The organism is Microbacterium sp. NPDC090007 (assembly GCF_044748345.1).
In the GTDB taxonomy this organism is placed as follows: domain Bacteria; phylum Actinomycetota; class Actinomycetes; order Actinomycetales; family Microbacteriaceae; genus Microbacterium.
Window position 1 is genome coordinate 1,323,377 of sequence record NZ_JBIVFV010000001.1, and the last position, 23,199, is coordinate 1,346,575.

Here is a 23,199-nt window from a genome sequence, read left to right on the forward strand (position 1 = left end):
GGGGGACGATTCCGTCGGATAGCCGGTCGCGGACCGCCGCGCGTCAGGCGCGCATCAGCGCGACGGCCTCCTTGCTGTCACCGTCGAAGGCGACCTTGCCGTCGCGGAGCAGGATGCCGCGGTCGCAGAGGTCGGAGACCATGTCGAGATCGTGGCTGACGACCACGAGGGTTTTGCCCTGGGCGTGCAGCTCGCGGATGCGCGCGAGGCATTTTTGCTGGAATGGCTCGTCACCGACCGAAAGAATCTCGTCGATGAGCAGGATATCGACTTCGGTGTGGATGGCCACTGAGAACGCCAGACGTAGGAACATACCCGAGGAGTAATGCTTCACCTCGGTGTCGATGAACTGCTCAATCTCGCTAAAGGCGACTATGTCGTCATAGCGGTTCTCCGTCTCTTTCTTGCTCATCCCGAGGATAGCAGCGTTGAGGTAGATGTTCTCTCGGCCAGAGAGGTCGGGGTGGAAACCCGCGCCGACCTCGATGAGGCCGGCAATGCGGCCCCGTGTAAGCACGCGACCGGTGTCGGGGCGCAGTACACCGGAGATCATTTTCAGCGATGTGGACTTGCCCGAGCCGTTGAATCCGAGCAGCGCCACGGATTCACCCGACGCGATCGAGAACGATACGCCGTCTAAAGCATGGAAAGACGAAGTTAGCGGCTTCCGTCGCGCGGCGGCGACCACCGTCTCCTTGATGGAGTGTGTGTGGCGCAGTTTGAATGTCTTGCGAACGTCCTCAAGAAGAATGCGAGGCGTCTGAGACTCAAAGGTCTTGGGCAAAGCGACCCTCCAGATGACGGAAGACGATCTGCCCGGTGACGACGAGCACGATCGAAACGCACAGAGCAATTGCGGTGAAGCCCCATAGGCCGGGAAGCTGTTGTGCCCCCTCCGGGGACAACGGGAACCAGATACCCAAATGGAAAAGCTCAACGGCCGGCGTCAGCGGGTTGAGCCGATAGAGGTTGAAAAGCCATTCCGGAACTTCCCGCTGGACCATTTGCCACTGGTACATCACGGGGGACGCCCACACCGACATCATGGCGATGATCTCCACGAAGCTTTGCGCGTCGCGAAAGGTGACGTTGATTGCCCCGAAGAGCAGCCCCAGACCGGTCGCGAGGAGCGCGATGAGCAAGAAGCCCAATAGCACCGCAGAGACTTGCAGCGGTGACGGCGCCCAGCCGAAGAACAGAGAGATGACCACGACCACGATGATCTGGGGCAGCGAGTTGACGGCCGCTACTAACATGCTCGCCACAGGGAACATCTCCCGGGGCAAGTAGATCTTCTTGATGAGAGCGGCATTGTCCACGAGGGACCGTGTCGCATTGGAGAAGGCTTCGTTGAAGAAGGTGACCGCCGTGATCCCCGACAGGAGATAGATCGGGTAGAAGTCAATCGATCTGTTGAGCCCGAGGAATACGCCGAGCGCGATAAAGAAGACCAGGAACTGAATCAAGGGTTTCACATACGACCACAGCCAGCCCAAGACGGAGCCGCGGTAGCGGATGCCCACTTCTTTGCGCACGATCAACGAGAGTAGGTAGCGACGGCGGAAGACCTCGATGAGGCCCTTGTCGCTCGCCGGGGGCGCGAATTGTTCGACGGGTTCAGGAATCAGGCTTGCCACTTGTTCTTTCCATTGCTGCCCGAATGAGAGCAGATCGTCTCAGGATACCGTCGACGCGGGGAACGGTCGTCGGCGGTGACAGATGCCTCAACCATCGCATCCCGTGATTTCGTAGAGGCCTACGTCGCCGGCAGTGTAGACCGGCTGTACGAGACCGCTGCTTACGACTCCCTCAAACCCGGTGAACGAACCCCGAGCCCAGTTTCCGATGCCAAGAGTGTCGTCGAAGACTAGATACCAGCGGACATTGCCGTCGATGATCTGCTCGCACACCTGAGGATCCGTGTCCGCCTCGTTCAACGCCCGTGGGATGGCTTCGTACGCGGGGAGGGTCGACCCAAGAGTATGGAACTGCGTGACCCGGCGACCCTCGAGGGCGTAGACGACGGCGGAGCCGTCCCATGGATCAACGGCGATTACGCCGTCCGCAGGTACGAAGTCGTCGACCTTTGCGAGGACCGCTGCCTCATCGGTGGTAATCAGAAGGGAGTCGGGTGTCTCCTCGAACTCACGCGCGACCGCCTTGGTCGCCATCCTTGCCGCGGGGGTCACCGCGACGATAGCCGCCAACACGATCACAACTGCGGTCCCCGCCCACGGCGTGCGGGTAAAGCGCGCTGTCGGCAGCCGTCGCGGCCACGCCGCTGCCTTCTGAATGAGGGCGCCGGCCCCCACCCCGGCAAGGAGAACTGACGGGATGGCGGTCAGCGCAGCCAATCGGAAGCTGTCGTTATACCAGGGGCCGGTAATGAGGGTCCGCAGTAGACCGGGGTGCAGGCTCGCGACGACCACCCAGAGAAAACCCGTCGAGAACCACATCACCACGAGCCACCGGCTTGAGCGCTGACGCAGAGCGACTACGACGCCGACCAGCACGAGAACCGAGACGATGATGGCGATGCTGTTGCCGTCGTAAGCGTGGGCGACAAACTCGCCGACGGCCTGCCCGCTGGGGAGCTTTTCTGGCCACGTGCTCGCCGATGCGGGTGGTCTCACAATGGCCCATATTCCGATGCATGCGACGATCGCCAACGTGAGTCCCCGGGTACGTAAAATCCGGTCGCGGCCCGTTCCGTTGCGGAAGACAATCCAGGCGTGCCAAGCGAAAAGCGGTGCGGAAAGCACCGCGGCGCTCGTCACGGCGTTCGGATGCGCGAGGCCAAGGGCGGCGGTGCCGATCGCGAGAGCCGCCGTCGTCGACAGAACGGACCATAGGGAGCCCCGCGAAACCGCACGAGTCCACAGGACGATAAGGCCCAGGAACGCTGGCAGGAGCGCGTACCCGAGGAGATTCGGGTAAAGAATCCCCCACTTGAGCATCAGGCCCGGGAACGCGACGAAGGATGAGCTGAGCGCCCCTGTGGCCGCGGCGATGGTGGGTGCCGCCGGACGCAATGTCACAGCCAAAAACACGAGGGAGGCCGGCCACGCGAAGGCGGCGACGGCGAAGGTCATCGCGTTGGTGGCCGCGGGAACGGAACCAGGGAATGCCGAGAAGACGAGCGCCGTCGCATCGTGCCATGCGGCGGGATAAAAGCTCAGGCCGGTGGCCCCGGTGCTTAGGGAGTTGAGGGTGAGGCTCGAGCCGTCGCCGGTGTCGGAGATGTACCGGATGGCATTCAGGTGGAAAATGTTGTCGTAACTCTGCGAGATTGACAACGGATGGCCCATGATCTGGATGAGTTGCAGGCTGATGATGAGGGCGCCCGCTGCCGCTCCAATCGCTCCTGCGACCACAGTCGCCGCAGGGATCTGTGCGGCGTGTCCGCGCGGCAAGGACTTTAGTTCGCGGCGGAGGACCAGCCGAATGACGGCAGCGGCACCCGTCACGAGAGCGTGAAATCCCGCGAAGGTTCCCAAAGTGAATGGAATGTCCACCAGTCCCAGTAAAACTGCGCCGACAGCGATCGACCCCACCGAGATGAGTGGGGCCATGAACACTATCGAGCCGGCCGGTGCGCGCAACGCCAGCAGCATCAGCATGCCCGGGACGAAGAGGATCGCCAACGCTGCCAGCACAGACGGGATGAACTCCCACCAACTCATGAATTCTCCATCTTCGTGCTCCGGTCGGACGCGTGCGCCCTACGTGGGGCTGCTTCGCGAACGCGTCGACCTTACAGGTGCGTGCTGAGCCACTGAGGTGAGGATGTCCCGGGGAAGAGCACCCCTTGCAGACGCTTCGCGTTATCCTCGTAACTCGTCGAGGCGAGCCGCTTGCGTGCCCGGTCGACGCGAGCCTGCGCTGCAGCAGGATTATCGAGAGCCTCCATGACCTGCTCTGCTAGGGCTTGCGGATCCCCCGGCGGTGCGTACAGTGCATCGTCACTCATCGAGGCGCGGACTCCGCCGATGTCTGTCGACACGACCGCCGCTCCGGACAGACTGGCTTCGGCAGGCGGCAGATGCCACCCCTCGGCGTCGCTTCCGCACATGTACACCCGAGAGGATCTATACAGCTCCGTCAGGGTGTCGTGGGGGGGATCTTGGATGTAGCGGATGCGCCCGTCCAGCTGATCCGGGCGGGCGGTCTGTCCAAAAGCGACAGCCTCGACGTCTCTTCTGTCATCGATCAGCGCAGTTAGGGCCGCCATGACGACATCCGGACGTTTGTAGGTGTGTGGCGACAGGAGCGAGAGGACCCGCAAGGGCCGCTCTTCGAGGAGGGGCCCGGGCGGAAAAGCGGGCACCTCAAGAGCGTTTGGTAGGTATACGGATGACATCCCTGCCTCGTCGCACAGGTCCTGAAGCCACGGCGCAATGACGATGCGCTCATCAACCTGCGACCACCCGTGGAGAATGTGAGAACGCTCCTCAGCCCACGTCTCAAAATGCTGGATGAGCGCAGCTGTTCGCGCCCCGGATTTGTGACCCAGTCGACCGACGAACGGGGTCGTTTCGACGGCGGTGGCGAGAATCGCATCGCCTTGCCGAGACCGAACGGGCGGGAGCCAGGCCGTGGCACGCACTTCTACCCGGGGCTCAAACCTGAACCACGGGACGCCGTGCTTCCGCCAGAACACGCCGGCCCCGCGAAGCCACCACCCGACAGCGGGGCGCAGGGCTCGAGACCATGAAAACTTGGATCCGTGGAAGCCCACGAGGGCGTGCGAGTGCCAGACGGTCACAGGGGTACCCAGGCGCGCGAGCGCATTCGCGTACTCGTAGGCGACCTTGTATCCCCCAATGGGGGTCGCTGAGACGCCGAGCAGGACGATGTGGACGCGGCCGGTCGCTTGCGGGATGGTCATGTCGTGGTCCTTGGCGTTTCGATCACGGGTGGGCCGGCAGAGGGTAATCCGCGCAGGCCCGCACGCGCGCTGAGCGCGGCGCAGGCAACTAGCATCAGAGCCTCGCTGGCGGCAAAGCCAATAGCTACTCCAAGCGGTCCCAGAATTGACCCGAGCAAGGTCATGGCCGCGAGGCCAACGGTCGCGGCGCCCACCGTCGCCCGGAAGACGGCGCGATCGCGGCGCGCGGGAATGAGAACATTGCGGATCAGCGGAGTCGACATCGTCACGCAGAAGAAGGCGATGCCGTAGAACAGCAACGTCCCGGCGTCCCCGGCTTTATCTGCGCCGAACAGCGAGGCGGACAACCACGTTCCGCCGACGGCGAGAACGAGAAGGCCAATCAGCGCCACAACGCACATCAGGAGGACGGAGATTATGTTGCGACGGGCACGACTCGCGCCGGTCACTTCTAGTGCCCACCCCTGCAAAGCATTCGCGACGGCGGCGACGCCCATTATGCCGTAACGATAGATCTTGTCTGCCGAGGCGAAGCCCGCCGCGGAGGCGATGGAACCAAAAATTCCTGCAAGCGGGAGGGGGGCGTTGGCGAAGCTGTTCCCGACGCTTTCGACTCCCCAAGCGGCGCGCATCTCCCTCACATCTCGTCTCATCTGTCCCCATCCGGGCCATGGCGGCAGAGCCTTTCGGAGAAGGTGCGCGTGAAACGCGACGGCACCGAGGACGACGGAGGTGCCGAGTCCGACCGCGTACCAGACGATCGAGCCGGTCAAGAGAGTCAACCCGACGCCCGTGATCGTCATCATCGCCCGAGGGACGATGTCGAACCACAGGATGAGTGAGGGACGGGCGACACCCACGGCGTACCAGCTCATGGTGAGCCCACCCAGCGCTGCGGCCGTCGCGAACGCGGCGCTTGCAAGTGCGGCCTCGGGCGCGACCAGGGCGCTGACGAGCGAGGCGACCACGGCGAGGGTGATGCTCGCGGCAGCTCGAATGTAGAAGGACCGCGCGTAGAGGTTGCGACGGTCTTCATCGCGCTTCGCGAGGGCGATCAGGGGAGTGCCGAGGACATTCCAGCCTACGAGGGCGACGGCCCCCGCGATGCCACCAACGCTGAGGCCGACGTTCATACCGACCCATTCGACATCCGAGGCGACGTTCAAGCCTATGAGGCTGAGGGCCACGAGCGGCAGGATGCCGCCAAGGATGGGAAGTGCCGAAAACCCGAGGATGCGCTTGATAAGCGCGGTTTTCGATGGACCGCTCGGCCGGATGTGAGCGTGCATTCGTCCTCCGGGCGGCCGGGGTGGGCGCGCCCGCGACGGCTCGGCCGCTGCGCATCACACCCCGGACAGGTCATCAGGGTAGGGGTTCTCCCTCCTCGTACTGGGTGTAGTAAGCGAGCGGGAGAGGTTCAATCTTCGGCGATGGGTCGGGGGAAAGCCTAATCACGGTCGCCCAGGAGAGAACGTGCCGGATGATGCCCTTCTCTGAAACGAAGATTCGATCATCCCCGAAGCTGACCAAGGTGCCCTCGGACAGGTGCGGGGCTGCCCGCGGGACCGAGACGGTCATGTCCGCAGACCACTGGGTCACTACTACCGGCGAGTTCCCGGCAAGGCGGCGAAGCGTGTCTGTGTCCCGGATGTGGCGAAGTGCAGAACCGTCGAAGGCGAAGATATCAGGGGATGACGAGGTTCCGATGAAGACCGGCGTTGACACCGTGCGACCTGTCTTGGGTAGCGCGCGGCACAGATCGTCCGTGAGGACGAGGGGGGTTCCCAACCGCTCGGTCAGTTGATTGAGCCCGCCGCCCGCCACCAGGAAAGATGTCCCACCGCAGCTGACAACGGGTGCGAGCGATTCGGCTGCGCGAGTAAAGGGATCGAGGGAACCGGCGGGGAAGGTGCGAAGATTGCCTACGCCCAACTCGGCTGCGATCGCCCATGAGGGGATATGCACGATCTCGGCGCCGTAGCCGGAAATGTAGATCTCTGGACGCCCCTTCTCCGCGACGAGAGTGCCGCCCCCCAGGCGAGGCAGACCCACGGGAAGACGTGTTACCGCTTCGGGGGCGAGGACGGCTACGTATCCACTTGTGGATGCCGGGTCTTGAGACCAGGCAAGACCGTCCATCACCCAGTGTCGGGCTCCTTCCGCCCAGACGTAATAATCGGGGGAATCGGCCGCGCGGAAAGCATCCCCTACTGGTGCACCGGTGCCGTACGAATCGATGACGGCTGGGGGGAGGCTGAGATAGTTATCCATCGAGAAGCCATAACCCCTGACGGTCGCGGCCGACTGGAAATGGTGCTTGGAGCCATCGGCCTCGATGAGGTACATGGACCCGTCGCGGGCGTCGCGCACGAGCCGTGTCGCCGGTGGTGCAGTCGTGAGCGCGGTGATCTGTGAGGGGCGCACCACTTGGACGCCGCCGAGGCGGACGGAGAGAGCGGAGAGGTCCAGCTGAGAGAGCACATGACGTCGCGTCGTGCCAGCGACAAGATAGATCTCGTCTGCGTCTGACGACTTCACGAGGGAGCTGTCACGAATCGGTGCGCTCTGAGTCGAGCCGAACCAATCATTGAAATAGTTGAAGAAATTGCGGTTGCCGTAGGCGGAGCACCCATCGCCCTCTCCGTACCCTGCGCGGAGCGCCGCAGCATTGGGCTGATAGGGCGTGTAGTAATAGAGATTGGCCGTCGCCTGATTCTCGATGTACACCGGTGACGAGCCGCAGGATTGATTTGGATGGAACAACACGTTCCAGGTCTTCCCGGGCGCATACCAGGTGAAGTACGAGCTCTGCCCGTACAGTTTGAACTGCCGTGCCGCGCCGTATACCTGGTTGAAGAAGCCGTAGTACCTGCTGTCGCAGGCTGCAGTGTCAGGGCATCCCTGCCCCATCGCACTCGTGTACCGCCAGTCTGAGGGCCAGGTGTGTGTGACGAGGCCCTGTTCCTTCTGTAGCGTGACGATGAGCACCTGGGGGTTGATGCCACAAGCCGCCGCAACTTTCTGGATGATGCGCGCCGAGGACTCCTGGGCGGCACCCTCATATTTACCGCAGTATGCGTCTGCGGCTCGGGTCGTGGTGGTCTGACGGAAATCCTTCAAGCAGGTGTAACCCGACTGGCAAGCTGCCACCCGCGCCCGGAGGAACGCGTCAATCTGGCCTTCGCTCATCGTCGACGAGTCGTAGAAGACTGCGTTCGAGATGATGTTGCCAGCACGGAATTGCGATAGATCGGCCGCCAGGTAGGCCGGGCCGCTGGCGATGACCGCTGAGGAGGCCGTGCTCACTGGGAGCGAAGCAGCTGCCTGCGAAGTCGGAAAGAACACGCCGAAGACAAGAGCCACCGCGGTGGCAGCGGCAGTGACGGCGTTGCGGCGACGCGCCACGAGGATCCCAGGATGCACGGGGCCCATTGTGACCTATGTGGCAGCTGAGGCCAATGGTGAGGCTGCGAAATTCGCAAATTGGCTTCCCTCCGTGTGGCACGATTGACGCGTGAAGGGCATTATTTTGGCCGGTGGGTCTGGTACGCGTCTGCATCCGATCACTTTGGGCGTGTCGAAGCAGCTCATCCCCGTGTACGACAAGCCGATGGTCTATTACCCGCTGTCGACGCTGATGCTGGCGGGCATCCGCGAGATCCTTGTGATCACGACCCCGCACGATGCGCCGTTCTTCGAGCGTCTGCTGGGCGATGGTTCGCAGTTCGGGATCGATCTGCAATTCGCCGTGCAGCCGTCACCTGACGGTCTGGCGCAGGCGTTCACGATCGGCGCGGACTTCATCGGCGACGACAAGGTCGCCCTAGTTCTGGGCGACAACCTGCTGTACGGGCCGGGGTTGGGCTCGCAGCTCAAGCGGTACGCCGATGTAGACGGCGGCGCGGTGTTTGCGTACTGGGTTGCCGAGCCTGCGGCGTACGGGGTGGTCGAGTTCGCTGACGACGGTCGTGCCGTGTCGTTGGAGGAGAAGCCGGTGCGGCCGAAGTCGAACTATGCGGTACCGGGGCTTTACTTCTACGACAACGATGTGATCGACATCGCCCGCGAGCTCGCTCCGTCGCCGCGCGGTGAGTATGAGATTACTGACATCAACGCCGAGTACCTGCGCCGCGGCAAGCTTCAGGTCGAGGTTCTCCCGCGTGGGACGGCGTGGTTGGACACGGGAACGTTCGACCAGATGACCGACGCGGCCGATTACGTCCGCACGATCGAGCGGCGGACGGGGCTGCGCATCGGCGTGCCAGAGGAAGTCGCGTGGCGGCAGGGATTCCTCAGCGATGCTGAGGTGCAGGAGCGGGCGAACAAGCTGGTGAAATCCGGGTACGGGACGTACCTGCTGGAAATTCTGGAAAGAGGCCGCTGATGGCGCATCTTCTCGTGACCGGCGGCGCCGGGTTCATCGGATCCAATTTTGTCCACCACGTGGTGGAGCACACCGACTACACCGTGACGGTGCTGGACAAACTCACCTACGCGGGCAATCGAGCTTCTTTGGCCGGGTTGCCGAAGGATCGGGTACGCCTGGTCGTGGGGGATGTCGCCGACGCCTCGGTGGTAGACCCCCTCGTCGCTGAAGCCGACGCCGTCGTGCACTACGCGGCCGAATCGCACAACGACAACTCGCTGCACGATCCCCGTCCGTTCCTGGACACCAACATCATCGGCACTTACACTCTGCTCGAATCAGCTCGCCGCCACGAGAAGCGCTTCCATCACATCTCCACCGATGAGGTCTACGGCGACCTCGAGCTCGACGATCCCGCCCGCTTCACCGAGCAGACGCCCTACAACCCGTCTTCGCCGTACTCGTCCACCAAAGCGGGCTCCGATCTGCTCGTGCGTGCGTGGGTGCGGTCCTTCGGAGTGCAGGCCACCATCAGCAACTGCTCCAACAACTACGGGCCCTACCAGCACGTGGAGAAGTTCATCCCGCGCCAAATCACCAACGTCATCCGCGGCATCCGCCCCAAGCTCTACGGCACGGGAGAGAACGTACGGGACTGGATCCACGCCGACGACCACTCTTCCGCCGTGCTCACCATTTTGGACAAGGGTGAGATCGGTGAGACCTACCTCATTGGCGCCGACGGTGAAAAGGACAACAAGACCGTTGTCGAACTTATCCTGCAGTTAGCCGGCCGGCCAGCCGACGCGTACGACCTCGTCACTGATCGCGCCGGCCACGATCTCCGCTACGCCATCGACTCAACCAAGCTTCGTACCGAGTTGGGTTGGGTACCCACCTACGGCGACTTCGAATCCGGTCTCGCCTCCACCATCGACTGGTACCGCGCCAACGAAGCCTGGTGGGCCCCCACCAAAGACGGCGTCGAAGCCTTCTACGCCTCGAAGGGCCAGTGACACCGTGACCGCCTTCGACAAGCAGCTGTCGAGTATGACTACGCCGATCCCAGGGCTCATCGTTCTAGACCTCCCAGTCCACGGAGATTCCCGCGGCTGGTTCAAAGAGAACTGGCAGCGCAAGAAGATGACGGCCGAAGGAATCGACCTGCCTGATTTCGGCCCCGTGCAGAACAACATCTCTTTCAACGATGCGGTCGGCACTACGCGCGGCATCCACGCCGAGCCCTGGGACAAATATGTCGCTGTCGCTACCGGTCGAATCTTCGGCGCGTGGGTCGACTTGCGCGAAGGCGATACGTTCGGCGCTGTCTTTACGACGGAGCTGGACGCCTCCAAGGCGATCTTTGTTCCGCGCGGTGTCGGCAACTCCTACCAGACGCTTGAGCCCGACACCGCCTACACCTACCTAGTGAATGACCATTGGTCACCTGATGCCACGTATACGTTCTTGAACCTCGCCGACGAGACCGCATCGGTTGATTGGCCTATCCCGCTAGAGCGGGCCGAGATCAGCGAGAAGGACAAGAGCCACCCGCGATTGGCTGAGGTGGTTCCGATGCCGCCTAAGAAAATGCTCGTGACCGGTGCGAACGGGCAGCTCGGGCGGGCTTTGCGAGCCGAGTACGCCGACCACCCCTGGATCGACTACGCCAGTCGCGACGACCTCGACCTCACCTCGTCTGGGCTCGCGACCGCCCGGCGCTGGCGTGACTACGGCACGATCATCAATGCGGCCGCTTATACGAAGGTGGATGCCGCGGAAACCCCCGGTGGGCGCGTCGAGGCATGGGCTGCGAACGTCACCGCGGTGGCAGCCCTCGCTCGCATCGCGACCCAGCACGGCATCACCCTCGTGCACGTCTCAAGCGACTACGTTTTCGATGGCACAAAGGAGGGCGCGTACACCGAGACCGATCCCGTGAGCCCTCTCGGCGTCTACGGACAGACGAAAGCGGCTGGGGACGCGGTCGTCTCGGTGGTCCCGCGCCACTACATCGTCCGCACGAGCTGGGTCATCGGCGATGGGGCCAATTTCGTCCGAACGATGGCTTCGCTGGCAGAGCGGGGTATCGACCCGAGGGTCGTCGACGATCAGCTGGGCCGGCTGACGGTCGCGAGCGATATAGCTTCCAGCATTCGGCAGCTGCTCGATACTGGTCTGCCCTATGGGGTCTACAACGTCAGCGCGACGGGCGCCGCCACAACCTGGGCGGACGTGGCGAGGGACGTTTTCAAGGCTGTCGGCGCGGACCCCGCACGTGTCACCGGCGTGTCCACCGCGGAGTACTTCCGAGACGCTTCGGCGCCGGTCTCGCCGCGCCCATCGAATAGCGAGCTGGCTCTGGACAAGATCCACGCGGCGGGCGTCACAACACGCGACGCGTCGACCGCCGTCGCAGCGGTACTCGACGGGGGGAGCTGACGTGGGCGTCAGTCCTGATCGCGTACTGGTCATTGTCCCGGCATGGAATGAGATGGCGAGCATCGGGCACACTCTGGAGGAAATTCGTGCCGCCAGTCCTGTCTACGACATTGTCGTGGTCGATGACGGCTCCACGGACGCCACTGCGCGAGTTGCGCGGGAGGCAGGCGCGATCGTCATGTCCCTCCCGTTCAATCTCGGCGTCGGTGGTGCGATGCGGGCTGGCTTCACCTATGCGCGCCGGCACGGATATCAACGCGCCATCCAGGTCGACGCCGACGGGCAGCATAACGCGGCCGACATCGAAGCAGTTCTCGCGGGGCTGGAGAACGCGGACATCTGCATTGGTGCCCGCTTCGCCGACGTCGGGGACTATAAGGTCCGGGGTCCTCGCCGGTGGGCGATGATTGTTTTGGCGAGCGTCGTGTCTCGCGTCGCGAAGGTGCGTCTCACCGACGTGACCAGCGGGTTCCGCGCGGCTGGGCCGCGCGCCATTGAGCAGTACGTGCGTTACTACCCGGCCGAGTACCTCGGTGACACCGTCGACTCGCTAGTCGCCGCACTTCACCGCGGGCTTAGGGTTTCGCAGGTTCCCGTAGCCATGCGTCCGCGTAGCCATGGCACTCCGAGCCAAGGCACCGTTGGCGCGACCATCTATCTGCTCCGCTCGGTCTTCGCGCTGAGCCTCGCTTTGCTGCGGCCCAAATCGACTACTGAACCAAAGGGGGCGGCGGAGTGATCATCGTCATAGCCGGCATCCTGCTTGCCGTCATTCTGCTGAGCGTCGTGGTCTGGATGCTGCTCACCCGGCGTCTGCACGAGAAATACGCGGTGCTCTGGCTCGTTCTAGGTGTCTTGTTGCTGGTGCTCGGGCTATTCCCCGGTCTTCTGGAAACAGCGACCGCGAGCCTTGGCGTGCAGATACCCGTGAACCTTCTCTTCGCGGCCGCAATCTTTGTTCTCCTCGGGGTGACACTTCATCAGTCCTGGGAGCTCTCGCAAAGCGAAGACGAGGCACGGCGACTCTCCGAGGAAGTTGCGATCCTCGGCGCCAGGCTTGATCAGATCGAGAAGGACATGCCATGACCACCGGGTCGCCATCTCGATCGGAGCTGACGATCGGCATAGACGAAAGGCCCCGCCGAGCTCGAACAGCTCGGCGGGGCCTTCCGTCTCTGCTCAGCTTATGACGTGCCGCAGAAGGGCTCCGGTGGCCCCCTGTGCTTTCAGCGCTTTCGGCAACATTGATGCTGCATTGAGGCGTGACGTGACGTGCAGCTTTGCTGCCCGCGCAGCGCGCGGCCAGCCTAGGGCGGCGAAACGCTCCTGCTCACCACGGAAGAATCGACGTTCCTCGTCGAAACGGCGGCCGTCGAGTGCGCGCACAGAGGAATCCGAAGCGGAATGACGGCGGTATTCGAAGACAACGTCCGGCAGCACGGCCATATGGCCGCCTGTCGCGACGATGTCAAGGATGAGCGCAAGGTCTTGTACGACGTCGAAACCGTCCCGGAATCCGATGGATCGCACCTTTTCGGTGCGCCAGGCCAGCGACGGGAAGTAAGCCCAGTTGCCGCGCAGGAGGCTGCGAGCCAGGGACTCGCCGCCCATCCGAACCGAGCCGGAGGACGTGTCCGGGGCGAGGAAGCGTTTCACCCGGTCGCCGAGCGGTGTGTAGACGACGCCATTTTCGTCGATGACGTCGACTGCGGGCTGTATGATGTCGACCTCGTGCGTTCTGATCGCCCCGGCGACCTGGCTGAGGAAGTCAGATCGCATCACGTCGTCAGCGCCCATCATGACGAACCAATCGGCCTCGACGAGGTCGACGGCGCGGCGGTAGTTGCCGTTGGCCCCGAGATTGGTCTCGTTCCGTAGGTAGGACACGCGGGGGTCATTCATCGATTCGAACCATCGCCGCGGCTCGGGGTCGGGGTATCCGTCATCGATGACGACGAGGCGGAAGTGCTCGTAAGTCTGGTCCAGCACGCTTTGAGCGGCAAGCTTCATCAGCGTGACGTCGCCGTAGTAGGGCAGCATGACATCGATCGAGGTCGTCAAGACCCACCTCCAGGAACTCGGCGTATGGCCGACGTATAGTCTAGGTCGGCGTGGATGAAACTCTTGACTTCCCCCTGCGCGCCAACCGACCTCGAGTCAGTGTCTGCATGGCTGCCTACAACGGCGCGCGCTTCATCGAAGAGCAGATTGCCTCGATCCTGTCGCAGCTTGTGATGGGCGATGAACTGATCGTCATCGACGACGGTTCTCGCGACGATACGGTGGATCGGGTCAGGCGCTTTGCCGACAATCGCATCCGGCTTGTGATCAATGAGAGCAACGTTGGCTACGTGCGCACCTTCGAAAAAGCAATCGGCCTGGCTTCGAACGAGGTGCTGTTCTTGTCCGACCAAGACGACAGATGGATTCCGGCTCGGGTCGAGAGCATGGTTGCCGCCCTCAATGACGTAGATTTGGTCGTGTCGAACTTCGCTTCATTCGGGGGGGAATTGACGCGGGTGCAACGCATGAGGCTGAAGGCATCTGACAGCGGGCGGTGGTTCAGCAATATCTTCTGGATGTGGGTAGGCACGCGACCTTACTACGGGTGTTGTATGGCATTCCGGAAGGAGTTGGTCGACGACCTCCTACCTTTCCCGGAATACCTATCCGAGACCCACGATCAGTGGATTGGTTACGTCGCGAACGCCCGTCATTCAGTTCGACATCTCGAAGTGAACACGGTCGATCGTCGGGTTCATGACGCGAATTCCTCAGCGAGGGGAAACAGACCGGTCTTGGTGGTGCTGCGTGCGCGGATCATGACGGGCCGCGCCATCCTTGAGGCCCTCCGACGGGCACGGCGCCATCAGCGTCGCGGCCGGTAGATCGGCGAGAGGGCCGCCCCGGCGAGGTACTCTGCCAGGCTCCGCACGGAGACGGCGCCTCTCCGCGCGGAGCGGAAGAGGAATAGCGCGGTCCGTGCCGTTTTTCTGTCGCGACCGTACAGTCTGCGGAGCGCGTCCAGGTCGGGCGAATGGGTGGAGACTCGGGCGGACAGTGCCTCCACCATGGTTTCGCGCCATCCGATCCCAACACGGTAGATCGCTCGTGACAACCCGCGCAGATCGGATCGCCCTTCGTAGCGCTGCGCGATGCGGCGGGCGTTCGCAATGGAGCGGCGCGGGGAGAAACCGGGAGTGCTCTCGCCAATCACATTGCCGCCGTGCTGCACGTAGTCCTGAATGACGGAGTCGACGACGCAGGAGCCGCCCACGAATGCGGCGCATACGGCGATCCAATGATCGTGGACCTGAGCGGGGGTGTGCAGCCGTGGAAACGGTAGGGCAACCTCCAGGACGGAGGCGCGGAAGAGCATTTGCCCTCCGGTGTACTGGTTGTCGAGCATGAAATCCGCGACTTCGACGTTGCGTCTGCCTGTCGTGTGCATGACGACCTTGCCGGAAGGATGTTGAATGACGCGCGCCTGCCCCGCTACAGCGGCGAATTGCGTCAGATGAGGGAGCAGGGTCTCGATCTTCTGCGGATACCAGTAATCATCTTGATCGGAGAGCGCGACCCACGGAGCGTCGCGGGGAACCGCGGCGAGACCGCGTTCGAAGTTGAGGTAGAAACCCAGTCGTTCGTCGAAGCCCAGAATCTCGAAGCGCGGGTCATCGCCGATGGCAGATCGCATCAAGGCCTCCGTGGCACCGGGTGCGCCGTCGGATGTGACCAGGCAACGGTAGGACGCGACGGTCTGCGCCTGGATGGAACGCAACTGCCGCGCGAAGAGGTCGGGGTCCGGCTTGTAGGCGGCAAGGACGATAATCCCGGGATTATCGTGACGAGGAAACAAGGTCATGATGCAGATGTCCGTTCTCTCCGAGCCGCGGGCTCGCCGCGACGTGCAACAGCCTAATGAGCGGGATCGACCGTCCGCGGTGGGGGTGATCAGGGTGCGTGCGAGGCCGTGGGCTAGACTCCACCAGGTCGGCGCGGTCTTCCCACGCGCCCGGACATGACCTCGGAGTGCATATAAATGGATCTTCTCGTTGTCGGCTCTGGCTTCTTCGGTCTCACGATCGCCGAGCGGGCCGCGGATGCCGGCCGCCAGGTGACGGTCATCGACCGCCGCGATCACATCGGAGGCAACGCCTACTCGGCGAATGAGCCTGAGACGGGCATCGAGGTGCACCAGTACGGGGCGCACCTGTTCCACACTTCCAACCCGACGGTGTGGGAGTACGTCAACCGCTTCACGCAGTTCACGAACTACGTCCACCGCGTGTACACGACGCATAAGAACGTGGTCTTCCCGCTGCCGATCAACCTGGGCACGATCAACCAGTTCTTCCAGGCGGCGTACACCCCCGATCAGGCGCGCGCTCTGGTGGCCGAGCTCGCGGGGGAGTTCGATGCGAAGGATGCCGCGAACCTGGAGGAGAAGGGCATCGCGCTGATCGGTCGCCCGCTCTATGAGGCGTTCATCCGCGATTACACCGCGAAGCAGTGGCAGACCGACCCGAAGGATCTGCCGGCCGAGGTGATCTCGCGCCTCCCCGTGCGATACACCTACGACAATCGGTACTTCAACGACACGTGGGAGGGCCTGCCCGTCGACGGGTACACCGCGTGGCTCGAGCGGATGGCCGATCACCCGAACATCGAGGTCAAGCTGTCGACGGACTACTTCGACGAGTCGCAGCCGCTGAACAAGAAGGCCACGGTCGGTCAGGTTCCGGTCGTCTACACCGGACCGGTCGACCGCTACTTCGACTACGCCGAGGGTGAGCTGTCGTGGCGCACGCTCGACTTCGAGCAAGAGGTGCTGCCGATCGGCGACTTCCAGGGCACCAGCGTCATGAACTACGCCGACGCCGACGTGCCGTACACGCGCATCCACGAGTTCAAGCACTTCCACCCCGAGCGCGCCGACCGATACCCGACCGACAAGACCGTCGTGGTCCGCGAATACTCCCGCTTCGCCACTCGCGCCGACGAACCCTACTACCCGGTCAACACCGCCGACGACCGCACCGGCCTGCTGGCCTACCGCGAGCTCGCCAAGGGAGAGCGCGACGTCCACTTCGGCGGACGCCTCGGCACCTACCAATACCTCGACATGCACATGGCCATCGGTGCCGCCCTGTCGATGTGGAACAACACCCTGGCGCAGGCCTGACATGACCGACTCAACTCGCCGCATCTCGGTTAACAACGTCGTCTTCCCCGTCGAGGGAGTGGCCGAGGTCTCCCCGCTATACGTTGACACCGGCACCGGGGACGGTTCCCAGCCCGGTGAGGCGTATGAAATCCTCGGACGCCGCTCCGTGCGGGTGTTCGCACACAAGCGCGTCTCGATGAGCACTTTCTTCAACGCGTTCCCCGCGAGCTTCTGGCAGCGCTGGACCTCGGTGCGCGACGTGCGACTCCGCATCCGGCTCGAGGGTGAGGGTCTGGTCTCGGTCTACAAGTCGAGTGCGCGCGGCCGCTCCTCGGCGGTCGCCTCGAAGCAGTTTGTCGACGAGACGGTGGAGTTCGATCTTCCCATCCGTTCATTCGTCGACGGTGGTTTCTACTGGTTCGATCTCGCGTGCGCCCAGGCAGACGCCACCCTTGTCGAGGCGGAATGGCTGGTGGCGGTCGACGAGGATTGGCAAGGCGGGCGGGCGACCGTCGGCATCACGACATTCAACCGTCCGACGTACTGCCTCGACCAGATTCGGACGGTTGGGGAGAACGAGTATGTTCAGGCGGCTCTCGACCGCGTGGTCGTGGTGGACCAGGGGACCGACCTGCTGGAGCAGCAGTCGGGCTTCGCCGAGGTGGCCGAGCGGCTCGGCGATCTTCTGCACGTCGTCCGTCAGCCGAACTTCGGGGGCTCCGGCGGTTTCTCGCGGGCCATGCTTGAATCTCTCGCATCGGAGTCGAGCGAATACGTGCTCCTCCTCGACGACGACGCCATCAGTGAGCCCGAAGCAATCCTACGGGCGGTGCGCTTCGCTGACTTCGCGATCACCCCCACCATCGTCGGAGGCGGCATGTTGCACCTCGACGAGCGAGCGGTGCTGTACACCCAGGGAGAGGTGTGGAACACGCGCAAATCCTGGATGGCCGCCTCGGGCGACAGCGAGTACGACCACGACTTCGCCGAGGACACTCTTCGCGAGACACCCGAGCTGCACCGTCGTCTGAATGCCGACTTCAACGGGTGGTGGATGTGCCTCATCCCGCGCGCCGTCATGCAAGAGATTGGTCTGTCGCTCCCGGTCTTCCTCAAGTTCGACGACATCGAGTATTCGTTGCGTGCCGCGCGCCACGGTTATCCGACGGTGAGCCTGCCCGGCGTCGCCGTCTGGCATCTCGCGTGGCATGACAAGGACCCGACGCGCACGTGGGAGGAGTACTTCATCCACCGCAACCGGGTCATCACGGGTCTTCTACACTCGGATGTGCCCCGAGGGGGCTACCTTCCCCTTCACGTCTTCCTTGGTGATCTGAAGCTCCTCTTTATGCTGCAGTACTCTACGGTCAAGCTTCGCCACCAGGCATTGCACGACGTATTCGCGGGTCCCTCCCATCTTCCGGGCTGGCTCGGGTCGAGGCAAGGCGAGGTGAGGCGGATGCGAGCTGATTTCGTGGATGCCCGGGTGGTTGAGGATCTTTCGACGCTTCCGCCTGTTCGCCGCTCGTCCCGGGTTCTGCTCGGTGCCGTTCGTCGGCCGACAAACCCGGCCGCAGCCGTGGCGCTCGCCCTGCGTGTGTCGTTCCGTCAGCTCCTCGTCCGGGAGTCCGCCGGCAGCAGACGCAATCCGGAGCGGGTCATTCCCGCGCCCGACATCACTTGGTGGCGGTTCGCCGACATAGATTCGGCTCTCGTCACGGCCCCGGACGGCATCGGTGTCGCCTGGTATCAGCGCGACCGTAAGCAGATGCGTGCGTCTCTGGTGCGCGCAGCGCTGCTGAGCTTCAAGCTGGCGATCCGGTGGAACCGTCTGTCGCGACGTTATCGGGGTGCACTGCCGGATTTGGTCGGCGTGAAGAGTTGGACAACCCTGCTGCACGACCCGCAGCGCTGACGCATCGGACCGCACGGCGAGGCGAGGCGCGATGAGAGGACTCCCTGCGCCCCGCCTCACCGTGCTCGCCGAGGAGGACGTGGGGAACCCCTCCCTGACTGGTCGCGGATGACGCCAGCCGACGCAACCCGATCACTGCGTCGCGACGATCAGCCCGCCTCCCGCGACGATGACCGTCTCACGCCTTCGCCAGGGCTGATCCCCCGCCTAGGCGGCCGGGGCGACTTCGGGAGCGGCCTGGCTGGCCCGCAGGGTTTGGTGTGCGGCCGGACCCATCACGCGTCGGCTTTCACCGGCTTGAGCGGCGGCATTGGCTTCCAGGAGTTGTCCCGCGAGATGGCACGCCCGTCGCGAAGCCCCCGGAACAGGTGACTCGTGCCCTTGGCCTTGCGCTCGACGACGACCAGGCGGATGAGCTCCTTGACGAAGGTCAGCGCCGTGCCGAGGGCGAACGGCACGGGTCGGTAGACGCCGACCGCACGGTAGTACTTCTGCAGGTACGAGCGGTTGCGCATGATGTAGTACCGGTACGCGTCGCTCGAGGCGTTCATGTGGCGGATGCCCATGTCCCACTGCTTGATCTCGCGGGTGCGCCGCAGGACGAACTCGTTCACGATGACCGACTCGGTCTGGCGCGAGGCAAGCCAGCCGTACAGCTGGTCGTCCCAATAGATGAAGAAGCGGGGGTCGGGCAGACCGATCTTCGCGACGATGTCGCGGTGGATGAACATCCCCTCGAAGCATCCCGAGTTCATCGGCTTGAACCCGGAGTCGTCGAAGCTCGCCGGGGCGAAGGGGATCGGGATGGCCAGTGACTCGGCGACCCGGTACTGCCAGTAGAACTCGCTGCCGTCGAAGTCGTAGCGGCGCCCTTGGATGCTGCGGAACCGCGGGGTCCACTTGCCCATGAGGGCCAGGCCGTCGCGGACGACCTCGACGTCGTCATCCATCAGCCAGATCCATTCGGACCCCAGCTCGTAGGCGACGCGCATCCCCTCGCTGAAGCCGCCCGAGCCCCCGGTGTTGGTCTCGAGGCGGCGGTAGACGAGCTCGGTGGGGACGCGGTCGCGGAAGGACTCCACGACCGCCGTGGTGTCGTCGGTCGAGGCGTTGTCGATGATGACGAGGTGGCCGGGCGCGGGATCCATGCGCACGATGCTCTCGAGCAGGCGCGTGAGCAGGTTCGTGCGGTTGTACGTGACGACGACGATCGTCGCGGTCTTCGGGTCGAAGGCTTCGCCCTGGAGGGCGGCGTTGGCGTCGTCGTTCGAGGTCATGGCTCGACGATCATAACCGCCGGCCCCGAATGACCACGGGGGATGCGGTCACGCGGACGCCCGCGGCAGCTCGCCCCGCTCGATCGAGATGCTCTGCTCGCTGGGCCCGACGCCCACCAGCGGCGTCTGCTTGATCTTGGCGCCGAACAGCACGACGAACATCCAGCCCCACAGCAGCAGCGGTCCCGACTCGGTGAGACCCTGCACCACGAGCAGCGCTCCGATGAGGGTCGGCAGCAGCGTGAGGGGGGAGTGGGGGCGGTCGTCGCGCAGGTCCCAGCGCGGGCGGTCGACGGCGAAGAACCACGACCGCCACACGTAGGCGAGGTACACCAGCGCGAGGAGCAGGACGCCGATCCCGCCGAGCTGCAGGTAGGCGTCCAGCCACATCGAGTGCGCCTGTACGACGGTCCGTCCGTCGTCGATGATCCACCCGTCGATGAGCGGCTCGGTGGCGATCCAGGGCGTCGAGAACCCCCATCCGATGAACGGATGCTGATCGGCCCGGGCGATCACCTCGGCCCAGACGCCCTCGCGCCCGACCAGGTCGTCGCCGCGTCCGATCAGGCCGAACAGGGTGTCGCGGCCGAACCACAGCGCGGCCCCGCCGCCCAGGCCGATCGCGGCGTACAGCACGTACCAGCGGGTGCGCTCGCCGGGGCGGCGGGCGGTGCGCATGACCAGGACGGTCCCCAGTACGAGGGCCACGAACGCCGCGGCGATGAACGCCGTGGCCGAACCGGCGCGGACGAACAGGAACGCCGCCACCGCGATCCAGACCCACAGCAGCACCCGGCGCGGGGCGCCGGCCGCGATCCGCACGGAGAAGACGATGATCGCGACGAGCATGACGGCGGCGAGCAGGTCGGCGTTGCCGAACACGCCCTGGATGCGCCCGCCGTCGAACAGATTGTCGCGCGACCACGGGGCGACGGGGTCGGCCCCCGCCGGAGCCGCCACGAACCCGGGCAGCAGCGGGCCGCGCACGAGCAGCGCGACGGCGACCTCGAACAGCAGCGAGAGCCCCACGATCCACTTGGCCGCCGAGGCGACCGCGCGCACCACGTCGCGCCAGGTCAGCACGGCTCCCACGAACAGCCCCTGGAACGTCGTGATCACCAGCAGCAGCCAGGTGAGCACGGATGCCGCGGGCCACGCGCTCCACAGGATCGACGCGGTCGCCCACGCGAGGTAGCCGAGGGCGAGCCACGGCAGGCGCCGCACGGCGAACGGGGGGCGCGTCACGAGCCAGACGACGGCGGACACCATGGCCGAGGCGACCACGACGACGGCGGTGACGATCGGCCCGACGGCGTTGACCAGGCCCACTCCGCCCAGCGCGAGGACCAGCAGGAACACGCACCAGGCCCGCAGCAGCAGGTGCGCGGTGGTCTCGCGTGTCGGCGCCGTGGGCAGCGCCGAGACGGGGTGGTTCGTGTGCATCGCCATGGTGTGTTCAGGCTACCCGTCGGCATCCGGCGACGCAGGGGTGCCCAGTAGGCTGTCGCGCGTGCTGATCGCCCTCTCGAACACGCCCCGCGACTACGCCTGGGGCAGCCCGACGCTCATCGCCGACCTCGAGGGGCGCCGGCCCACCGGTGCGCCCGAGGCCGAGGTCTGGTTCGGCGACCACCCCGGCTCGCCCGCCGCGGTGCACGACGGAACGGGCCGCACGCTCGACCGGTGGCTCCCGGCCGTGGCCGAGGCGCAGGGCGTTCCGGCGAAGCTGCCCTACCTGCTCAAGCTGCTGGCCGCGGGCGCCCCCCTGTCGATCCAGGTGCACCCGTCGAAGCAGCAGGCGGTCGAGGGCTTCGCCCGCGAAGAGGCCGCCGGCGTCCCGCGCGACGCGGGCGATCGCAACTACAAGGACGACAACCACAAGCCCGAGGTGATCGTCGCGCTGAGCGAGACCTTCACCGCCCTCGCGGGGCTGCGCGACATCGCGGCGACCCGCGAGCTGTTCGACGCCCTCGGCGACGCTCCGGCCGTCGCGGCGGTGCGCGACCACCTGTCGGCCGCCGATGCCGCCGAGGCCCTGCGCGGCGCCATCGGCTGGCTGCTCGGTGCGGCGCAGCCCGCCGAGATCGAACAGATCGTGGATGCCGCGGCATCCGCCTCTTCGGATCGGTTCAGCGCCGAGCTGGCGCTGACGCGGTCGCTGCACCGGGCGTATCCGGCCGACCCGGGCATCGTGGTGGCCCTGCTGATGAACCTGGTCGAACTGGGCCGGGGAGAGGCGATCTTCGTTCCCGCGGGTGTGCTGCACGCCTACGTCGCGGGCCTGGGCGTGGAGATCATGGCGGCGAGCGACAACGTGCTGCGTGGCGGTCTCACCCCCAAGCACATCGACGTGGACGAGCTGCTCGGGCTCGTGGACTTTCGCCCCGCCGAGCCGCCGTTCCTGCGGGCAACGGCGACCGGCGAGGGAGCGGAGGTTTTCGCGCCCGGGATCGCGGACTTCGCGCTCGGACACCTGGCCGCGGGCGAACCCGCCCGTCTCGACCTCGACGGGGTCTCGATCGTGCTGGGCGTCGCGGGCGAGGCCACGGTCACGGGTGCCTCGGGCGCGCGCATCGCGCTGGCGCCCGGACAGGCCGCCGTGGTCACCCCCGACGAGTCGCCGCTGACGACCGACGGCGGGGGCGAGGTCTTCGTCGCGATGCCCGGAGCGTGATCGCGACACGCCGTGGCGGAGCGTGAAGGTTCACCTCGGCCTTGAGGGTTTACGATCCGCGACTTGACCAATCGGAATCACACCGGTGTAATTATGAGTGCGCGGAACCGCGTCATGGGGGCGTGAACGAGGCGGAGGACGATATGGCGACGTCGCAGTACCGGTCCGGGGTCCCGGACAACTGGTTCGTTGATCCGGTGGACCTGGGGGTTCCCGGCGTCCGCCGTGACATCGACTCCACCGAGGAGAACACCCTCGCCTGGCAGACCGACGCGCTGTGCTCGCAGACCGACCCCGAGGCGTTCTTCCCCGAGAAGGGCGGCTCGACGCGAGACGCCAAGCGCATCTGCACCTCGTGCGACGTCAAGAGCGAGTGCCTCGAGTACGCGTTGCAGAACGACGAGCGCTTCGGCATCTGGGGCGGCCTCAGCGAGCGCGAGCGCCGCAAGCTCAAGCGCCGCGCCTGACCC

Annotated in this window: 20 protein-coding genes; 10 read left to right on the forward strand and 10 right to left on the reverse strand. The window is 64.8% G+C overall.

Annotation, left to right across the window (positions count from 1 at the left end):
- Window positions 1-43: 43 nt before the first annotated feature.
- From ACIPVB_RS06150 to ACIPVB_RS06175, 6 genes are all read right to left on the reverse strand, one after another.
- Window positions 44-784: an ABC transporter ATP-binding protein gene (locus ACIPVB_RS06150; protein WP_400367634.1), complete on the reverse strand. Its 741-nt coding sequence runs from the start codon at window positions 782-784 to the stop codon at window positions 44-46.
- Window positions 768-1,637: an ABC transporter permease gene (locus ACIPVB_RS06155; RefSeq protein ID WP_400367635.1), complete on the reverse strand. Its 870-nt coding sequence runs from the start codon at window positions 1,635-1,637 to the stop codon at window positions 768-770. Before ACIPVB_RS06155 ends, ACIPVB_RS06150 begins: the two co-directional genes overlap by 17 nt.
- Before the next feature lie 87 nt (window positions 1,638-1,724).
- On the reverse strand, window positions 1,725-3,683 hold the full coding sequence (locus ACIPVB_RS06160; protein WP_400367636.1) for a DUF6541 family protein: 1,959 nt from the start codon (window positions 3,681-3,683) through the stop codon (window positions 1,725-1,727).
- A 71-nt stretch (window positions 3,684-3,754) separates the two neighbouring features.
- Complete coding sequence (locus ACIPVB_RS06165) at window positions 3,755-4,888, reverse strand: glycosyltransferase family 4 protein (protein WP_400367637.1); 1,134 nt, start codon at window positions 4,886-4,888, stop codon at window positions 3,755-3,757.
- A complete protein-coding gene (locus ACIPVB_RS06170; RefSeq protein WP_400367638.1) occupies window positions 4,885-6,177 on the reverse strand; it encodes a hypothetical protein in 1,293 nt (430 codons plus the stop codon). The genes ACIPVB_RS06165 and ACIPVB_RS06170 overlap by 4 nt, the downstream gene beginning before the upstream one ends.
- 73 nt (window positions 6,178-6,250) lie before the next feature.
- Window positions 6,251-8,311, reverse strand: a complete 2,061-nt coding sequence (locus ACIPVB_RS06175) for a hypothetical protein (protein WP_400367639.1) — start codon at window positions 8,309-8,311, stop codon at window positions 6,251-6,253.
- A gap of 91 nt (window positions 8,312-8,402) precedes the next feature.
- Between ACIPVB_RS06175 and rfbA the strand changes: the two genes are divergently transcribed.
- The 5 genes from rfbA to ACIPVB_RS06200 are packed head-to-tail and all read left to right on the forward strand — an operon-like array spanning window position 8,403 to window position 12,782.
- Window positions 8,403-9,272: a glucose-1-phosphate thymidylyltransferase RfbA gene (rfbA, locus tag ACIPVB_RS06180; protein ID WP_400367640.1), complete on the forward strand. Its 870-nt coding sequence runs from the start codon at window positions 8,403-8,405 to the stop codon at window positions 9,270-9,272.
- Entirely contained in the window at window positions 9,272-10,270 is a 999-nt protein-coding gene (gene rfbB, locus ACIPVB_RS06185) for a dTDP-glucose 4,6-dehydratase (RefSeq protein ID WP_400367641.1), read from the forward strand. The genes rfbA and rfbB overlap by 1 nt, the downstream gene beginning before the upstream one ends.
- Before the next feature lie 34 nt (window positions 10,271-10,304).
- The gene (locus ACIPVB_RS06190; protein ID WP_400368193.1) at window positions 10,305-11,696 is read left to right on the forward strand and encodes a sugar nucleotide-binding protein; all 1,392 of its coding nucleotides are present in this window, start codon (window positions 10,305-10,307) and stop codon (window positions 11,694-11,696) included.
- 1 nt (window position 11,697) lies between these two features.
- Complete coding sequence (locus tag ACIPVB_RS06195; protein ID WP_400367642.1) at window positions 11,698-12,435, forward strand: glycosyltransferase family 2 protein; 738 nt, start codon at window positions 11,698-11,700, stop codon at window positions 12,433-12,435.
- Window positions 12,432-12,782: a DUF2304 family protein gene (locus ACIPVB_RS06200; RefSeq protein WP_400367643.1), complete on the forward strand. Its 351-nt coding sequence runs from the start codon at window positions 12,432-12,434 to the stop codon at window positions 12,780-12,782. The genes ACIPVB_RS06195 and ACIPVB_RS06200 overlap by 4 nt, the downstream gene beginning before the upstream one ends.
- A gap of 93 nt (window positions 12,783-12,875) precedes the next feature.
- On the opposite strand, the gene ACIPVB_RS06205 is transcribed toward ACIPVB_RS06200, so the two are convergent.
- Complete coding sequence (locus tag ACIPVB_RS06205) at window positions 12,876-13,757, reverse strand: glycosyltransferase family 2 protein (protein ID WP_400367644.1); 882 nt, start codon at window positions 13,755-13,757, stop codon at window positions 12,876-12,878.
- A 50-nt stretch (window positions 13,758-13,807) separates the two neighbouring features.
- Here ACIPVB_RS06205 and ACIPVB_RS06210 point away from each other — a divergent pair, with 50 nt between their 5' ends.
- Complete coding sequence (locus ACIPVB_RS06210) at window positions 13,808-14,584, forward strand: glycosyltransferase (protein ID WP_400367645.1); 777 nt, start codon at window positions 13,808-13,810, stop codon at window positions 14,582-14,584.
- On the opposite strand, the gene ACIPVB_RS06215 is transcribed toward ACIPVB_RS06210, so the two are convergent.
- Window positions 14,566-15,561 (reverse strand): glycosyltransferase, encoded by a 996-nt coding sequence (locus ACIPVB_RS06215; protein ID WP_400367646.1) that lies wholly within the window; start codon window positions 15,559-15,561, stop codon window positions 14,566-14,568. The two genes, ACIPVB_RS06210 and ACIPVB_RS06215, sit on opposite strands and share 19 nt — an antisense overlap.
- A 177-nt stretch (window positions 15,562-15,738) precedes the next feature.
- Here ACIPVB_RS06215 and glf point away from each other — a divergent pair, with 177 nt between their 5' ends.
- Together glf and ACIPVB_RS06225 are read left to right on the forward strand one after the other, a co-directional pair.
- A complete protein-coding gene (gene glf / locus ACIPVB_RS06220) occupies window positions 15,739-16,881 on the forward strand; it encodes a UDP-galactopyranose mutase (RefSeq protein ID WP_400367647.1) in 1,143 nt (380 codons plus the stop codon).
- Window position 16,882: 1 nt separating this feature from the next.
- Window positions 16,883-18,778 carry a glycosyltransferase gene (locus ACIPVB_RS06225; RefSeq protein WP_400367648.1) on the forward strand — a complete coding sequence of 632 codons (1,896 nt, stop codon included), beginning with the start codon at window positions 16,883-16,885 and terminating at the stop codon, window positions 18,776-18,778.
- A gap of 275 nt (window positions 18,779-19,053) precedes the next feature.
- Here the strand turns inward: ACIPVB_RS06225 and ACIPVB_RS06230 are convergent, their stop codons facing one another.
- Together ACIPVB_RS06230 and ACIPVB_RS06235 are read right to left on the reverse strand one after the other, a co-directional pair.
- Window positions 19,054-20,055 (reverse strand): glycosyltransferase, encoded by a 1,002-nt coding sequence (locus ACIPVB_RS06230; RefSeq protein WP_400367649.1) that lies wholly within the window; start codon window positions 20,053-20,055, stop codon window positions 19,054-19,056.
- A gap of 48 nt (window positions 20,056-20,103) precedes the next feature.
- The gene (locus ACIPVB_RS06235) at window positions 20,104-21,504 is read right to left on the reverse strand and encodes an O-antigen ligase family protein (protein WP_400367650.1); all 1,401 of its coding nucleotides are present in this window, start codon (window positions 21,502-21,504) and stop codon (window positions 20,104-20,106) included.
- 61 nt (window positions 21,505-21,565) lie between these two features.
- On the opposite strand from ACIPVB_RS06235, the gene manA reads away from it, so the two are divergent.
- Together manA and ACIPVB_RS06245 are read left to right on the forward strand one after the other, a co-directional pair.
- Complete coding sequence (manA, locus tag ACIPVB_RS06240) at window positions 21,566-22,729, forward strand: mannose-6-phosphate isomerase, class I (RefSeq protein WP_400367651.1); 1,164 nt, start codon at window positions 21,566-21,568, stop codon at window positions 22,727-22,729.
- A gap of 143 nt (window positions 22,730-22,872) precedes the next feature.
- Window positions 22,873-23,196 carry a WhiB family transcriptional regulator gene (locus ACIPVB_RS06245; RefSeq protein ID WP_400367652.1) on the forward strand — a complete coding sequence of 108 codons (324 nt, stop codon included), beginning with the start codon at window positions 22,873-22,875 and terminating at the stop codon, window positions 23,194-23,196.
- Window positions 23,197-23,199 lie beyond the last annotated feature (3 nt).

What these genes read in the sequence shown, in the direction of transcription:
- ACIPVB_RS06160 (WP_400367636.1), bottom strand. Translation starts at nt 3,683, where the DNA reads ATGAGTTGGTGGGAGTTCATCCCGTCTGTGCTGGCAGCGTTGGCGATC.
- ACIPVB_RS06165 (WP_400367637.1), bottom strand. Translation starts at nt 4,888, where the DNA reads ATGACCATCCCGCAAGCGACCGGCCGCGTCCACATCGTCCTGCTCGGC.
- ACIPVB_RS06170 (WP_400367638.1), bottom strand. Translation starts at nt 6,177, where the DNA reads ATGCACGCTCACATCCGGCCGAGCGGTCCATCGAAAACCGCGCTTATC.
- rfbB (WP_400367641.1), top strand. Translation starts at nt 9,272, where the DNA reads ATGGCGCATCTTCTCGTGACCGGCGGCGCCGGGTTCATCGGATCCAAT.
- ACIPVB_RS06190 (WP_400368193.1), top strand. Translation starts at nt 10,305, where the DNA reads ATGACTACGCCGATCCCAGGGCTCATCGTTCTAGACCTCCCAGTCCAC.
- ACIPVB_RS06215 (WP_400367646.1), bottom strand. Translation starts at nt 15,561, where the DNA reads ATGACCTTGTTTCCTCGTCACGATAATCCCGGGATTATCGTCCTTGCC.
- glf (WP_400367647.1), top strand. Translation starts at nt 15,739, where the DNA reads ATGGATCTTCTCGTTGTCGGCTCTGGCTTCTTCGGTCTCACGATCGCC.
- ACIPVB_RS06225 (WP_400367648.1), top strand. Translation starts at nt 16,883, where the DNA reads ATGACCGACTCAACTCGCCGCATCTCGGTTAACAACGTCGTCTTCCCC.
- ACIPVB_RS06230 (WP_400367649.1), bottom strand. Translation starts at nt 20,055, where the DNA reads ATGACCTCGAACGACGACGCCAACGCCGCCCTCCAGGGCGAAGCCTTC.
- ACIPVB_RS06235 (WP_400367650.1), bottom strand. Translation starts at nt 21,504, where the DNA reads ATGGCGATGCACACGAACCACCCCGTCTCGGCGCTGCCCACGGCGCCG.
- ACIPVB_RS06245 (WP_400367652.1), top strand. Translation starts at nt 22,873, where the DNA reads ATGGCGACGTCGCAGTACCGGTCCGGGGTCCCGGACAACTGGTTCGTT.